We start from the raw sequence: 15,494 nt of genomic DNA on the forward strand, positions 1-15,494 counted from the left end.
TTTTTGTTATGATAAAAAAGAATATGTCATCCCATTAAAGAGTAAAGATAAGGAGGAAGTGCTTGTGTTATTAGAAGTAAAACATCTGACCTACAAAGCCGATCAACGAACGATACTCAATAATATTAATTTTAAATTAGATCAAGGTGAAACCGTTGCAGTGGTTGGTCCTTCTGGAAGCGGAAAAAGTACATTCTTAAAGCAACTCAACAATTTAATTAGTCCGACTGAAGGAGAATTATTATTTAAAGGAAAACCATATGATGAGTACAGTCCTGAAGAATTACGTTCTAAAATTAGTTACATGATGCAACAAAGTGAATTATTTGGAACGACAGTAGAAGATAATATGGCTTTCCCAGCATTAACGCATCATGATCAATTTGATGAAGATAAAGCGAATGATTTACTTAATAAAGTCGGCTTGTCAAACTATAGTCTAGATTCAAAAGTAGAACATATGTCTGGTGGAGAACGTCAACGTATTGCTATTGCACGCCAGTTAATGTATCAACCAGAGATATTACTCCTAGATGAATCAACGAGTGCACTTGATACGCAAAATAAAGAAAAAATTGAAGATATTATCTTTAAATTAGCAGATGAAGGTGTCGCTATATTATGGATTACGCATAGTAATGATCAAAGTATGAGAAACTTCCAAAGAAGAATTACTATTAAAGATGGTCAGATTACAAATGAGGAGGTGTTAAGTCATAATGAGTAATACAGCGCTTTGTTTAACAGCATTATTATTATTAATTCCTATTATTATTTCATATAAAGAAGGCTTACATATTATCAAAGATTTAGTCGTCGCTTCGATTAGAGCGGTGGTTCAATTATTAATTTTAGGATTGATATTAGAATATATTTTTAAAATTGATCAAGTATGGATATTATTGATTGCAGTATTAGTCATTATTATTAACGCTTCTTGGAATACAATTCATCGTGCATCGCCTGTTATGCATCATGTGTTTTGGATTTCTTTTGTTTCTATATTTATATCAACAGCAATTCCATTAGCATGTACAGTGCTTGCTGGTGCCATCGATTTTAAAGCAAATGATGTCATTCCTATCGGTGGTATGCTTGCAAATAATGGTTTAATTGCCATTAATTTGGCATATCAAAATTTAGATCGTGCGTTCGTTCGAGATGTAGATGATATTGAATCTAAGTTAACATTAGCAGCAACGCCAAAGCTTGCATCTAAAGGGGCGATTCGTGAAAGTATTCGTTTGGCGATTGTTCCAACAATCGATTCTGTAAAAACATATGGGTTAGTGTCTATTCCGGGTATGATGACAGGATTAATTATTGGAGGTATGGCACCATTACAAGCCATCAAATTCCAATTACTTGTTGTATTTATTCATACTGCTGCAACGATTATGTCTGCATTGATTGCAACGTATTTAAGTTATGGTCAATTCTTTAATGCACGTCATCAACTCGTAGCACGTACAACGAATATAAAAGACAATAACTAAATCTCAATGACACATTTTTTCGCACAAAAGTTTAAGAAATTATTATATAATGAAACAGTTACGAATGATAAAGGTTACCATTGCGTAACTGTTTTTTTATACCAAAATATAGAAAGAAAGGAGTTCTATGCATGTCTGTCATGCGAGTGGCAACCTTCATTATTAGTGTGTTTATCGTCGGTATGGTTGAGATGATGGTTGCAGGAATTATGAATTTAATGAGTGGAGATCTCGGTGTCTCTGAAGCGATTATTGGTCAGCTTGTGACTTTATATGCATTAACATTTGCTATTTGTGGCCCCATACTTGTTAAGCTTACAAATCGCTTTGCAGCACGACCGGTCTTATTATGGACACTCGTTGCATTTATTATTGGAAATGCCATGATTGCGATGGCGCCTAACTTTACTATTTTAGTGATTGGACGTATCTTATCTTCAGCAGCAGCGTCACTCATTATCGTTAAAGTCTTAGCTTTAACAGCGATGTTAACGATACCTAAAAACAGAGGAAAAATGATTGGTGTCGTTTATACTGGATTTAGTGGGGCTAACGTATTTGGCGTCCCGATCGGTACGATGATTGGAGATGCAATAGGTTGGAGATTTACGTTCTTATTTATTATTATTGTGAGTGTGATAGTCGGTGTACTGATGATGGTGTATTTACCATCAACATCAGAATTAAATCAAGTTCAACGTCAATGGGGTTCAACTTCAAATAAACAGCTAAATACATCTAAAATTTTAAGACCGGTGGAGGTAGTCAAATATTTAGCAATTACTTTTTTAATTTTAGTAGCAAATTCTGTGACATTTGTTTATATTAATCCTCTTATTTTGAATCATGGTCATCAAATGGGATTTGTATCATTGGCGTTATTAGTGAATGGGATTGCAGGAGTGATTGGTACGTCGTTAGGTGGCATATTAGCAGATAAACTTAGCAGTAAACGTTGGCTAATCATTGCCTTTTCTATTTTTATAGTTATGATGTTGATAATGAATCTTATTTTGCATACTGTTACCCTATTATTAATTGGATTGTTTATATGGAATATTGTACAGTGGAGTACCAATCCAGCAATTCAAAGTGGTATGATTGAACATGTTGAAGGTGATACGAGTCAAGTGATGAGTTGGAATATGTCGAGTCTGAATGCGGGAATAGGATTTGGAGGCATTATTGGAGGACTCGTTGTTTCAAATATCTCTGTTCAAGCAGTCACGATTGTGAGCGCGATGGTTGGAGCTATGGGTCTTATTATTGTCTTAAGTTTAAAAAATATGTCTTATATGAGAAATTAAGGAGGAAGTGGAACAGAATTCATTTTGAGTTCATTGTTCCGCTTCTTTTTATTTATATATATAACAATAAGGTGTTTGAGGAGAATAAGATGGCCACGGCATAGTGTGGTATGTCGCAAAATAGATTAAATCATCTATCATGTGTTTACTGAGATGACGTTCATGTTCTAATGAGTTCACACCATGCGCTTTTAAAATCTCTAATTTTCCAAACCAAAACACTAAATCTAAAATATGATAAGCAGATTGAAACGGTGATGCATTAGAAAGGCACCAATCAAAACGTAATTTCCAACAATGGGGATTGTTGTCAAGTTGATTTAAAAATGAAATTGCAGGTGTTTCGAAATAATGAGTTGTCACCATACGGGCTTGGTCTTTACCAGTTTGAGCTTGGGAAATGTGAAGGTGTATATCATTTAATTTCATGACTTCCACAAAGCGCTCAGATGATAGTTTTCTAGATTCATTACGAATATAGATATTGCCTTCTTCTTTCGTAGTACCTATAACAACCGGTTTAGTAAATTGAGAAAGAGGACGAGACATGTTTGACTCTTGAATAGGTGCATAAATCAATTCAAGACCTTTTGATTTTCCGCGTGATGCTTCATCATAAGCCATTAATGATAATATATCTAAAGTTGTTAAGTGAGTCATTCTTTTTTTAGGAAAATAAGCATCTTTCAGATAGGCAAAATGGGCTGCTTTCTTTTGTCCTAATAAATGAGAATCAAGACGTAGCGTTCCACTTAATAACATCACTTGATGATAGTATTTATCTAATTCTGGTCGTTGCATTAATGCCATAATACTCATACTGCCAGCAGACTGTCCCATTAATGTTATATTGTTTGAATCTCCACCGAAATAGTTAATAAACGTATGTACCCATTTGAGTGCATTAATTTGATCAGACAAACCATTGTTTTTATTATAATCGCTATTGAAGTAAGACCAGTCTAAAAACCCTAAAGCACCTAAACGATAATTAAACGTAATGACAATGACATCATGTTGTGCAACTATATGTTCTGGTGTATAAAGTTCCTGAGAACCATGTCCGTTCACAAAGCCACCACCATAAAAATAGATAATGACAGGCTTATTTTTATATTGATTATTTTGACACCAAATATTTAAATATAAACAGTCTTCACTTTGATTAAATAATTGAGCATGTGATGAGAAGAAGGTTTCGAGTTTGTTATGTGGTTGTGGTGGTATAGATTTAAATGATGTTGCTTCAATGATCTTTTCCCAAGTTTTTAAGCATTTCGAGTGTTTAAATCGATGTTCATTGATGGGTTGATTAGCATAAGGAATCCCGAGAAAGTAATTAATTTTCCCTTTAGTATAGCCTTTAATATCTCCGCCATGTGTTTTAATTAAAGTCAACAGTATCATCTCCATACTTATCTTATATCTAATATAACATTAAAAAAAACGTCTGAAGCAAGATGAGACTATTCTCTAACTTGTTTCAGACGTTTGAATGATTATTCGTTACCTTTAGCAGCTGCTTCAGCTTCTTCTGGTGAGCCATCTTTCATTTTTTTATTGATTTTCTTAGCACGTTTGAAGTAAATACTATTGAAGTGACTTGAAGAACCAATTTTATAAAAAATGAGGGACAACACAATAATAGCAATAAAGTCATATGGGTAGTGAATCCAGTTCATACCTTTAAATTCTTTACTACCTATAAATGACATAGCAGCTAATAAAATAAGATAGACAATAATCCATAAGCTACCGCCAATTTGCTTTTTAGTATTTTTCCAATTCATTTTATATTCATAGAAGAAGTAAATTGGTAAACCTAAAATAATAATTAAAATAACTTCTGCTGTAGTAGGCCACATTGCCCAATAAATGGCCAGTGATGCTAATACGAATGATAAAGGTGCCATGATTTTTAATAATTTACCACGGAAGGGACGATGCAATTTAGGTCCCATTTTACGTAACGCAATAACGGTAGTAGGACCTGTAAGATAGGCTACTAATGTTGCAGTTGAAATAACAGCTGCAAGTACCCCCCAATCGCGGAATAACGTTACCATGATAATACTCATGACAGCATTAAATGCAATCGCAACACGTGGAATATTATATTTTGAATTAATTTTTCCTAAGAATTTAGGAATATGACCATTTTTTTCCATAGCGCTTAATACGCGACCAGTAATGGCTACAAATGATACACCAGTACCAAATGGAGATACTACGGCTTCAATATAAAGTAAAATGGCTAACCAATTAATACTTAATAAAATTGCCATGTCTGCAAATGGTGAATTAAAGTTAATACCGTGCCAACCATGTGAATGAATCATTGATTGTGGCATTGAAGTGATAAATGTACTTTGTAAGATAATATATAAAATTGCACTTAATGTTAGTGAAATGCCGATACCACGTGCAATGTTTTTCTCAGGATTTTTAATTTCTGAGCCCATATTAATGATCGTTTGGAATGCATTAAATGAGAAGATAATACCTGATGTTGTTGTTGCTGCAAAGATAGGTGCACTACCATATGGCATAAATGTATTCAAGGAATGACCATAGTTTCCTGCATCAAACCCTGAGATCGTTAACATAATAATTGTTAGGAGTGGCACACCTAATTTAAATACAGAAATTAAACTTGTAAATGATGTTAATAATTTTACAGACCAATAATTTAATAATGAAAAGACAATGATGATAATGTAAACAACAAATAAACCAATTGTACTTACAGAACCATTATGCATCAATGCCTGAGTTGGCTTAGCCCAGTCCCAAGGCCAAGAGCTTATATATTGGACTGCAGATACTGCTTCAATTGGAATAATCGTTACGAGTGATACCCAATTTGCCCATGCAGCAATGAAGCCAAGTAATGACCCATGTGTATATTGAGCATAGTTACTCATTCCACCGGATTGTGGAAACATTGTTCCTATTTCAATATAGTTATAAGAAATCGTTCCAATAACTATGAAGCCTATGACCCATGAGATAATGGCTGCTGGTCCAGCTACTGAAGATGCTTCCCATGCTCCAAAGAGCCAACCAGAACCAATTAACGAACCTAAACCGAGTAACACAAGTTGCGTTAGGCTAATTTTATTATCGCTTTTATTCTTTCCCATAAATACTCCTTTTAATTTATTTTATTTTTTATAAAAAAACACGATATAATTATACGCTTATCATTTAATTAGTCAAACTAAATATTTAAGAGATTTCAAAATATTATTAAAAGGAGTTTATTAAATTTTTTCTATAATATAATGATGATAATGTTATGAAAAAGTATGTAGTGAAACCGATGTAGAAAGGGAATGAGAGATAAATAAAAAGATAGATGATAGGCACAGAATCGTATGACTTGAAATAATACAAAAAAACCCTATAAAGAAGGAAAACTTCTTTACAGGGTTAAAACATTTAATTAATATTTTTGGTCACCATTTAATTTAACTAGGATTTTAGCTTGTGATTTATCATTCACTAATTGATTGAATCCTGATTCAACGATGTCAGCTAATTCAATTTTATCTGTTACAACGCTCTTAACATCTAAGCTGCCATTTGCGATTAAATCAATTGTTTGTTGGAATGTAGTTGGTGTATAAGCAATAGTAGACGTTAATTTAACACCAGAGTTTGTCAATAACATTGGATCAAAGTTAACTTCGTGTGCAAAGATTGAAACAATGACAACACTACCTCTTGGGCGTGTTACTTTTACAGATTGTGCTAATGTTACGCCAACACCAGCTACTTCAAAGGTTACATCTACACCGTTTTCAGTATGTTCGTTTACGAATTCTAGTGGATCAGTATGACCAGAGTTTACAACGTGAGTTGCGCCCACTTCTTTAGCTTTAGCTAAACGTTCTTCTGATAAATCAAATACAAAGATTTTACTAGCACCAGCTGCTTTAGCTGCAACGACTGTTAATAAACCAATTGGACCTGCACCAAAGATAGCCACTGTATCACCAAATAATAGGTTACCTTCTTTAACAGCTTGCACTGCTACTGCTGTTGGTTCAACTAATGCACCTTCTTGAGCAGACACATTTTCAGGTAAGTGATACACATTGTCTTCAGGTGCATTAGTAAATTCAGCGAAACCACCATCTGAACCCAATCCGATGAATGTATACCCATCATATAAATCTAAATTTTCTTCTTTTTCACGTGCAGAAACAGTTGGGTTTACAACGACACGGTCGCCTTTTTTATATTTTGTAACGTCTTTCCCCACTTCTTCAACGATACCTGAGAATTCATGTCCTAAAGTTACAGGTGCTTTTTGACCTAAGAATGGATCAGGTTTGTCAGTTGAAATAAATACTGGACCTTCTAAATATTCGTGTAAGTCAGTACCACAAATACCAGCCCAAGATACTTTAACTTTTACCTCGTTATCTTTTAATTCTTTTGGTTCACGATCTTCAACGCGAACATCTTTTTGACCATACCATACTGCTGCTTTCATGATATATAACATCCCTTTCATAATAAAAACACTTTACAATTATAGATTAATACGAGTAACTCAGAAATTCAAATATATATAAACGAATTGTTACACACTTTAGAATAATTTGACAATTTTGCGAATTTTAATTGTAGACAATATAAAAAGGTTAGAATGTACTTTCTACAATGAATAGTTGTATATAAGGAATATTAAAATTAAAAATTTAAAAAAATAATTAGGTAAAAAAATTAATTATTACGTATAAATAATGTTTCAAAAAATTATAAAGGGTATATAAGTATAGGTGGTGGAATTTTAACGATTTCTATTAAAATTCAATTTTTTAAAACTTTATTACGCAATGGCCATATGGTTCTTGATTGAGACAATCAAAAATAGAATACTTTGGCTTTTTTGTATTTAAAATTTTCCATCATTAATACGATAGAAGGGGACATCCTATGACGCTTAGTATAAAGAACCTTACTAAAATTTATTCTGGAAATAAGAAAGCAGTCGATAATATTTCTTTAAATATTGAAGCTGGAGAATTTGTTGCATTTATTGGAACAAGTGGTAGTGGTAAAACAACAGCATTAAGAATGATTAATCGCATGATTGAACCTACAGAGGGTTCAATTGAAATGAATGGTAAAGATGTACGTAGCATGAATCCAGTAGAATTACGTCGTAGTATTGGATACGTGATTCAACAAATTGGATTAATGCCACATATGACTATCAGAGAAAATATTGTGCTCGTTCCAAAACTTTTAAAATGGTCTAAAGAAAAGAAAGATGCTAAAGCAAAAGAGTTGATTAAATTAGTCGATTTACCTGAGGATTATTTAGATCGTTATCCGTCTGAACTGTCGGGTGGACAACAACAACGTATTGGTGTAGTTAGAGCGCTTGCAGCAGAACAAGACATTATTTTGATGGACGAACCGTTCGGTGCATTAGATCCTATAACTAGAGATACGTTACAAGATTTAGTTAAAGATTTACAAAAAAAGTTAGGAAAAACGTTTATTTTTGTAACTCATGATATGGATGAAGCGATTAAGCTAGCAGACAAAATTTGTATTATGTCGAAAGGCCAGATCGTTCAATATGATACACCGGACAATGTTTTAAGATATCCAGCAAATGATTTTGTTAGAGAATTTATTGGACAAAATAGACTGATTCAAGATCGACCAAACATGAGAACGGTTGAAGATGCAATGATCAAACCAATTACTATTCAAGCTGACGATTCTCTTAATGATGCAGTCAATATTATGAGAAACCATCGTATAGATACTATTTTTGTAGTGAATAATAAAAATCGTCTTTTAGGTTTTTTAGATATTGAAGATATAAATCAAGGATTACGTCAAGGTAAAGAATTAATTGATACGATGCAGCGTGATGTTTATAAAGTACATATCGATTCAAAACTACAAGATTCAGTACGAACTATTTTAAAGCGTAATGTACGTAATGTGCCTGTAGTAGATGATCATCATACATTAATTGGACTGATTACACGAGCAAACTTAGTAGATATTGTGTATGACTCCATTTGGGGTGAAGAGAATGAAACGAGTCACTCTTCTAAAACCTATTCAAATGAAATTGAGCGAGAGAATGAACGTCAAAATGAAACGCAACAACGTTTAACATCGCAAGGTACACAACGTTATCATGAAGATATTATGAACGGAACAGATAGAGAACATACCCATCATACGGATGATACGGGAGTGGATCGTTAATGAGAGACTTTTTTGCACAATACGGAGAAGAACTCGTATCGAAAACGATAGAACATTTCTATATTTCTATTATTTCGTTACTTATTGCTATTGTCGTAGCTGTACCACTTGGTATTTTATTATCAAAAACAAAACGTACGGCGAATGTTGTATTGACTATTGCAGGTGTACTTCAAACGGTACCAACACTTGCCATTTTAGCGCTTATGATTCCAATTTTTGGTGTAGGCAAGACACCAGCAATTGTAGCTTTATTTATCTATGTATTATTACCTATCTTAAATAATACAGTATTAGGCGTTCAAAATATTGATAAAAACATTATTGAAGCTGGAACAAGTATGGGGATGACAAAACTTCAATTAATGAAAGATGTGGAATTACCCCTTGCCTTGCCATTAATTATTAGTGGTATACGTTTATCAAGTGTGTATGTCATTAGTTGGGCTACACTTGCGAGTTACATTGGTGCAGGTGGTTTAGGTGATTTAGTATTTAATGGATTAAACTTATATGAACCGCCAATGATCATTAGTGCCGCTATTTTAGTAACGTGTCTAGCACTACTTATTGATTTCTTATTATCTTTAGTTGAAAAATGGGCTGTGCCTAAAGGACTTAAAGTATCTAGATAGTTTAAAAGGGAGGAATGAACAGCTATGAAAAATATTAAATATATATTTATCGTTCTTGCATTGTCTCTCGTAGTATTATCTGGATGCGGGTTACCCGGTTTAGGTGACAGTAATTCGAAAGACAGTGTGAAAATCACATCAACTGAAACTAGTGAAACCAAGATTATGGCAAATATTGAAAAATTAATGATTGAGCATTATACAAATGGAGAAGTTAAGCCTTCAATTATTGGCAATTTAGGTTCAAGTATTATTCAACATAATGCACTTATGCGTGGAGATGCTAATATGTCAGCAGTTCGTTACACAGGTACAGAATTGACTAGTGTACTCGATGCACCACCCACAAAGGATACTAAAAAAGCAATGGATGAGTCGCAGCGATTATTTAAAGAGAAATATGACCAAAAATATTATAATTCTTTTGGATTTGAAAACACATATGCATTTATGGTCACACAAGAAGTTGCTGATAAATATCATTTAGAAAAAGTATCAGATTTAAAAAAATATAAAGATGAATTAAGTTTAGGTATGGATACGCAATGGATGAACCGTGCTGGAGATGGATATCCAGCTTTCCAAAAAGACTATGGTTTTAAGTTCAAAAGTGCACGTCCAATGCAAATTGGTTTAGTGTATGATGCACTTAAAAACAAAAAATTAGATGTTGCTGTTGGTTACTCCACAGACGGCCGTATTGCGGCATATAATTTGAAAATTTTAAAAGATGACCGTAGCTTTTTCCCTCCATATGATGGCAGTCCATTAGTTACAGAAGAATTAATTAAAGAGCATCCTGAAATTGATAAAGCATTGACAAAATTAGAAGATACAGTAAGTACAAAAGAAATGCAAAAACTGAATTATGAAGCAGATGGAAAGGGAAAAGAACCAGCCGTCATTGCAGAAGAATTTGTTAAAAAACATAACTATTTTGAAGATAAGAAAGGTGGTCAATAACAGTGAAAGGGAATGTGTTAAGTTCGCTTTATGAATATTACACTTTGAATTTTGGCTATCTGATGGAACTCTTTTTTAAACATTTATTAATGTCTATATATGGAGTATTGTTTGCCTGTATTATTGGCATTCCAATTGGTATTTTAATTGCGCGTTATTCAAAAATAGCATGGCCAGTGATTACTATTGCTAATATTATTCAAACTGTGCCAGCTATTGCAATGCTTGCCATACTTATGTTGGCGTTAGGACTCGGTCCATCAACAGTTGTATTTGCAGTATTTTTATATGCCTTGCTACCGATCATAAAAAACACCTACACAGGTATTACAGAAGTTGACTACAATATTAAAGACGCAGGTAAAGGTATGGGAATGACTAATAACCAAGTTATGCGTATGATTGAGCTTCCACTATCGCTATCTGTAATCATCGGTGGTATTCGTATTGCACTTGTTGTAGCAATAGGAATTGTTGCTATTGGTTCATTTATTGGTGCACCGACGCTAGGGGACATTATTATTCGTGGAACGAATTCTACTGATGGTACAGTCTTTATTCTTGCAGGTGCGATTCCAATTGCATTAATTGCGATTTTAATTGATATTGGTCTACGTTTATTAGAGAAAAAATTAGATCCCACACATCGTTCTAGTAAACAAGTACAAAGTTTAAGATAAATTAAAAGCGTTGCTTAGACGATGACTAAGTTGTTACTTAGTTCGTCAGCAACGCTTTTTTTATTAGAATAATAGTGAAGCAAGTGGTGGTACGATTACAACAATAATCACACCTACAATTACTACTGCAATACTTCCCATTGATTCTTCTGTTTCTCCTAGTTCTTTAGCAGCGGCAACACCAAGTGTGTGTCCACTTGTACCAAGAGCTAAACCACGTGCAATTGGATTTGAAATTTTAAACATTTTTACAATTTTTCCACCTAATGCTGAAATAACGACAGCGTTAAGGATAACTGCTAATGATGTTAATTCTTTTACACCACCGATACCGTCAGATACTGGTAAGGCAATCGCAGTTGTTGCAGCTTGAGGTAACATAGACGCACTAATTTGATCACCTAAGTGGAATAATGTTGCAACTAAATAGATTAAGATTAAAGCTACTAGTGTACCCACAGCAATACCACCAAAAATTTGTAACCAATACTTTCTAAGTACTTGACGTTTTTTATAAAGTGGAATCGCGAAACTAATTGTTGCAGCTTCTAAGAAGAAGTTGATAATATCTCCACCAATTTTATAGTTATCATAACTAATACCTGTTACTTTTAAAAAGACAATTCCTGCCACCATCGCTACAAATAAAGGTGCCAGTAGGAAAAAGCCATTTGTTTTTTTATAGAAATATTGTGCAATAATATATGGAATTAATGAGACTAAAATACCAAAATAAGGTGTTGTAATACCTAAGTGATCAGCCATTAGTTTTCCTCCTTAAGTCGTGTTTTTTCATTTTGTTCTTCAGTAGGGAATAATGTTTTTGTTACAAATAATTGTGATACATAGCCCACACTGACTAATAATAATAATGTTGAAATAATAATTAATAGAATAATTAAAATTGGATGTTGACTTAAAAGTGGTAACGAATTAATAACTGATACACCGGCTGGTACGAATAAGAAGCCGATATTATTTGTTAGAGCGGTCCCCACACCCTCTACTTGACGTAATTTTACGACTCCTGCACTTAATAAAATAAATAATAATACGAGTCCGATTACCGATGCAGGCATTGGAAACGGAATAAATGATTCAATAATTTTTGAAACAAATAATACAGCAACAATAGTTAATACTTGGATAAAGAAATTGTAAGTTTTACCTGCTTTCTTATCTCTCTGAGTATTAGCGGTAGTTGAATTGTTTTTCGCCATATTGATACTCTCCCTCTTTTTCTTTTCTCTTGATGGTAGTATAAAATGAAAACGCTTTCTTGAGTTGAATTTAGAAGTGAGTTACGAAAATTAATAGGTGAGTTGCAGTATTTCCCAGTTGAAAATCAGAAAGTGTTTATAGAACAACAAATAAGCTATGAGGTCATTAAAAAAGCTTTTAATCTAACACTTGATCATATGAAGCGTTAGGTTAAAAGCTAACTTAGAATAGATATTAAACAAGACCAATTTCTTGTTTGAATGATTTCATAAATGAACGACTAACTTGAAATTTAACATTCGTTGTCATTGTCACTTGATACGTATAATTAAACCAGTGTTCGACACTTTCGATATACTGCTTATTAATAATTGTAGCTCTATGAATTTTTATAAACAATTGCTTAGGTAATTTCTTCTCATAATAATTGAGTGGTTCTGTCGTTTCATATGTTTTTTTAAAAGTCGTAATAGTCGAAATTCCGTTGTTCACAGAAATCGCAACAATATCGTCTAAATTAATGACATAAATACGTTCATCCACTTCGATAGGAAGTACACTTTGATTATTATTATAAGAAGAAGTACTCGTTTGTGATTGTGGAGAGTGAATAGGGTCAGACAATGTTTGAACCTGTTGTTTAGCGTTTAATAATCGTTTTACTTTTTGAACTGCTTGTTCAATCCGTTCTAATTCAAAAGGTTTTAATATATAATCAACTGCATCTAATTCAAATGCCTTTACTGCAAACGTATCATGTGCCGTAGCAAAAATGATATAAGGGGGGTGTTTCATTTTTCGAATTTTATGAGCTAAATCAATCCCATTTTCATCCATTAAATTAATATCTAAAAACACTAAATCATAGGTATGACAGAGTAGTTTTTCTAGAGTTTCTTCAATATTTTCAGCTTCATCGATTATTTCGAAACTAGATATTTCATTTAATAAGTAATGTAATTCATTACGTGCTAATGGCTCATCGTCAACAATAAGTGTCCTCATTTAACGTTCCTCCTTTATTAAATGGTATGGAATCATACAGGATACTGTTGTTCCATGATTAGATGTATCAAAGTGTAACTTTGCATTAGAACCATATAAACCAGTGAGACGGCGATTTAAGTTTTCTAATGCACTGCCAGTTCCAGTTTCTGAAGCCACACTGATTTGTCCAAGTGAGGGTAATTTTTCAGGCGCTATACCATGTCCATTATCACTAACTGATATTTTTAATGAGGCTTCTTTGTATTGAACGTCTACACAAACGATGTTATCTTTTCGACGATGTTTGAATGCGTGTTTAATTGCATTTTCCACCAAAATTTGAATGATAAATGGTGGAATTAACACTTGTTTATAGGCATCATCAATATGATATTTAATTGTAAATCGATCTGGAAAACGTGCTTGTTCTAATGATAAATATGCTTTGACTTGTTGTAATTCTTTTTCTAAAGTAATCGTACTATTGCGCGCACCTTGTAAGTTTGATCTGAAAAATTGGCTCAATTGTAAAAGTAACTTGCGTGCTTTTTCACTGTCAATACGTACAAGTGCTGAAATGGTATTAATCGCATTAAAGAAAAAGTGTGGATTAACTTGAGCTTGTAGAGACTTAATTTCAGCATCCCGTAATAATTTACTTTGCGTTTCGGCAAGTCCCAGTTCTAATTGGCTTGAAAAAATATCTGCTAAACCTCGAGCAAGTTGTTTAGTTGATGTTGTAATATGACTATAGTCTGTAAAATAAAATTTTAAGGTACCTGCGACATTTCCATGCGTCATTAAGGGTACAACGATAGCTTCTCGAAGCGGACAATTCGGATTATTACATCCAATGTCCTCTTTTGAATTGGCTTCTTTTAATTGACCTGTGCGTATGACTTCTTTAGATAAATTAGTAATAATTTCTTTTTTAGCGACATGATGATCGCTACCCGCACCTACGTGTGTTAAAATATCGGTTTTATTAGTAATTGCCACAGCAGATACTTTCATTAGCCTCAGTATAATTTCAGCTACAGGACGAGCAGATTTTTCATTTAATCCTGAACGAAAATAAGGTAGTGTTTTGTTTGCTAATTCAAGGACGTCATGAGTTTGAATTGCACGTGTTTGTTCTTCTTGTTTTAAAGTAGACAGAATAATAGATAAAAATAACGCAGTTCCAATACTATTAATTAATATCATCGGTAAAGCAATAAATTTTACCAATGACCAAGCATTAGAAACATCATCAGCAAAAATTAAAATACAAGCCATCTGAATACTTTCGTTTATTAATCCAATCATTGCACCTATTAAAACAGTTGGATAACGATTATGTCTCATGGTGCGATATCCATAAAATCCAGAAATTAAGGCAATGATGACTGATGAAAATAGGTAAGTATAAGCATTTGCTCCACCAATGATGATTCGTGATAAGCCCGAAATAATACCAACGATAATCGCCACAAAAGGACCACCAATTAAACCAGACATTCCAATCGTTAATACTCGTGTATTCGCAAGTGACGTTTCGTTATTTAGATGATAGTAAATATTACTAGAAATAATTTTGCCATGCTCAATTTCAATTCCAGTAAAGTTAGAAATAATTGCGAATAATGAAAATAAAATGGTGAGTTCTATTTGAGCACGTAATTTTTCACGTGCACTCATAATCGTCTTGAAGTGATTAATATTCATTAAAATGTAAGCAATAATAATAATTAAGCCTACACGTTCAAGTAATAAAATAAATAAATTAAACATTTTTGCACCTATTAAGTATATTAATAAAATTCAAAAGTTTTACTACACTTTTTATTATAGTATGGAAAATTTAAAGTTGATAGTTTAAAATGTTTAATTATAAATACTTAGCACTTAATTTATAATAAATGATAATTTATTTTGGAAAATAATATTTAAAAAGAAAAAAAGATTTTTATATCCCAT

The 15,494-nt window shown here is 33.0% G+C and carries 14 protein-coding genes; 7 read left to right on the plus strand and 7 right to left on the minus strand.

Going from position 1 to position 15,494, the window contains the following annotated elements:
• Positions 1-64: 64 nt before the first annotated feature.
• From BDW25_RS05405 to BDW25_RS05415, 3 genes are all read left to right on the plus strand, one after another.
• On the plus strand, positions 65-727 hold the full coding sequence (locus tag BDW25_RS05405) for an ABC transporter ATP-binding protein (protein WP_002448620.1): 663 nt from the start codon (positions 65-67) through the stop codon (positions 725-727).
• Positions 720-1,496 carry an ABC transporter permease gene (locus BDW25_RS05410; protein WP_133945050.1) on the plus strand — a complete coding sequence of 259 codons (777 nt, stop codon included), beginning with the start codon at positions 720-722 and terminating at the stop codon, positions 1,494-1,496. Before BDW25_RS05405 ends, BDW25_RS05410 begins: the two co-directional genes overlap by 8 nt.
• Before the next feature lie 131 nt (positions 1,497-1,627).
• The gene (locus tag BDW25_RS05415; protein ID WP_133945052.1) at positions 1,628-2,803 is read left to right on the plus strand and encodes an MFS transporter; all 1,176 of its coding nucleotides are present in this window, start codon (positions 1,628-1,630) and stop codon (positions 2,801-2,803) included.
• A gap of 48 nt (positions 2,804-2,851) precedes the next feature.
• Here BDW25_RS05415 and BDW25_RS05420 read toward each other — a convergent pair whose 3' ends face one another.
• From BDW25_RS05420 to BDW25_RS05430, 3 genes are all read right to left on the minus strand, one after another.
• Positions 2,852-4,201: a carboxylesterase family protein gene (locus tag BDW25_RS05420; RefSeq protein ID WP_133945054.1), complete on the minus strand. Its 1,350-nt coding sequence runs from the start codon at positions 4,199-4,201 to the stop codon at positions 2,852-2,854.
• Positions 4,202-4,302: 101 nt separating this feature from the next.
• On the minus strand, positions 4,303-5,946 hold the full coding sequence (locus BDW25_RS05425; RefSeq protein ID WP_049437279.1) for an APC family permease: 1,644 nt from the start codon (positions 5,944-5,946) through the stop codon (positions 4,303-4,305).
• A gap of 302 nt (positions 5,947-6,248) precedes the next feature.
• Positions 6,249-7,304: a 2,3-butanediol dehydrogenase gene (locus BDW25_RS05430; protein WP_002448606.1), complete on the minus strand. Its 1,056-nt coding sequence runs from the start codon at positions 7,302-7,304 to the stop codon at positions 6,249-6,251.
• A gap of 446 nt (positions 7,305-7,750) precedes the next feature.
• Between BDW25_RS05430 and BDW25_RS05435 the strand changes: the two genes are divergently transcribed.
• Genes BDW25_RS05435 through BDW25_RS05450 form a run of 4 tightly spaced genes read left to right on the plus strand, consistent with a single transcriptional unit; the run spans position 7,751 to position 11,327 of the window.
• Complete coding sequence (locus tag BDW25_RS05435) at positions 7,751-9,049, plus strand: betaine/proline/choline family ABC transporter ATP-binding protein (RefSeq protein ID WP_133945056.1); 1,299 nt, start codon at positions 7,751-7,753, stop codon at positions 9,047-9,049.
• Positions 9,049-9,684 (plus strand): ABC transporter permease, encoded by a 636-nt coding sequence (locus tag BDW25_RS05440; RefSeq protein WP_002448427.1) that lies wholly within the window; start codon positions 9,049-9,051, stop codon positions 9,682-9,684. The genes BDW25_RS05435 and BDW25_RS05440 overlap by 1 nt, the downstream gene beginning before the upstream one ends.
• A 24-nt stretch (positions 9,685-9,708) precedes the next feature.
• The gene (locus tag BDW25_RS05445) at positions 9,709-10,647 is read left to right on the plus strand and encodes an osmoprotectant ABC transporter substrate-binding protein (RefSeq protein ID WP_002448611.1); all 939 of its coding nucleotides are present in this window, start codon (positions 9,709-9,711) and stop codon (positions 10,645-10,647) included.
• A gap of 2 nt (positions 10,648-10,649) precedes the next feature.
• The gene (locus BDW25_RS05450; RefSeq protein ID WP_002448417.1) at positions 10,650-11,327 is read left to right on the plus strand and encodes an ABC transporter permease; all 678 of its coding nucleotides are present in this window, start codon (positions 10,650-10,652) and stop codon (positions 11,325-11,327) included.
• A 63-nt stretch (positions 11,328-11,390) separates the two neighbouring features.
• Here BDW25_RS05450 and lrgB read toward each other — a convergent pair whose 3' ends face one another.
• The 4 genes from lrgB to BDW25_RS05470 all read right to left on the minus strand — a co-directional run bounded on the left by lrgB (position 11,391) and on the right by BDW25_RS05470 (position 15,308).
• A complete protein-coding gene (gene lrgB, locus BDW25_RS05455) occupies positions 11,391-12,092 on the minus strand; it encodes an antiholin-like protein LrgB (protein ID WP_002448343.1) in 702 nt (233 codons plus the stop codon).
• Positions 12,092-12,547, minus strand: a complete 456-nt coding sequence (gene lrgA, locus BDW25_RS05460; protein WP_002488774.1) for an antiholin-like murein hydrolase modulator LrgA — start codon at positions 12,545-12,547, stop codon at positions 12,092-12,094. The genes lrgB and lrgA overlap by 1 nt, the downstream gene beginning before the upstream one ends.
• 235 nt (positions 12,548-12,782) lie before the next feature.
• Entirely contained in the window at positions 12,783-13,553 is a 771-nt protein-coding gene (locus BDW25_RS05465) for a response regulator transcription factor LytR (protein ID WP_133945058.1), read from the minus strand.
• Positions 13,554-15,308, minus strand: coding sequence for a sensor histidine kinase (locus BDW25_RS05470; protein WP_133945060.1), 1,755 nt, complete (start codon positions 15,306-15,308; stop codon positions 13,554-13,556).
• Between the last annotated feature and the right edge of the window lie 186 nt (positions 15,309-15,494).

Source organism: Staphylococcus sp. AtDRG32, from assembly GCF_004365845.1.
Classification (GTDB): Bacteria; Bacillota; Bacilli; order Staphylococcales; family Staphylococcaceae; genus Staphylococcus; species Staphylococcus hominis.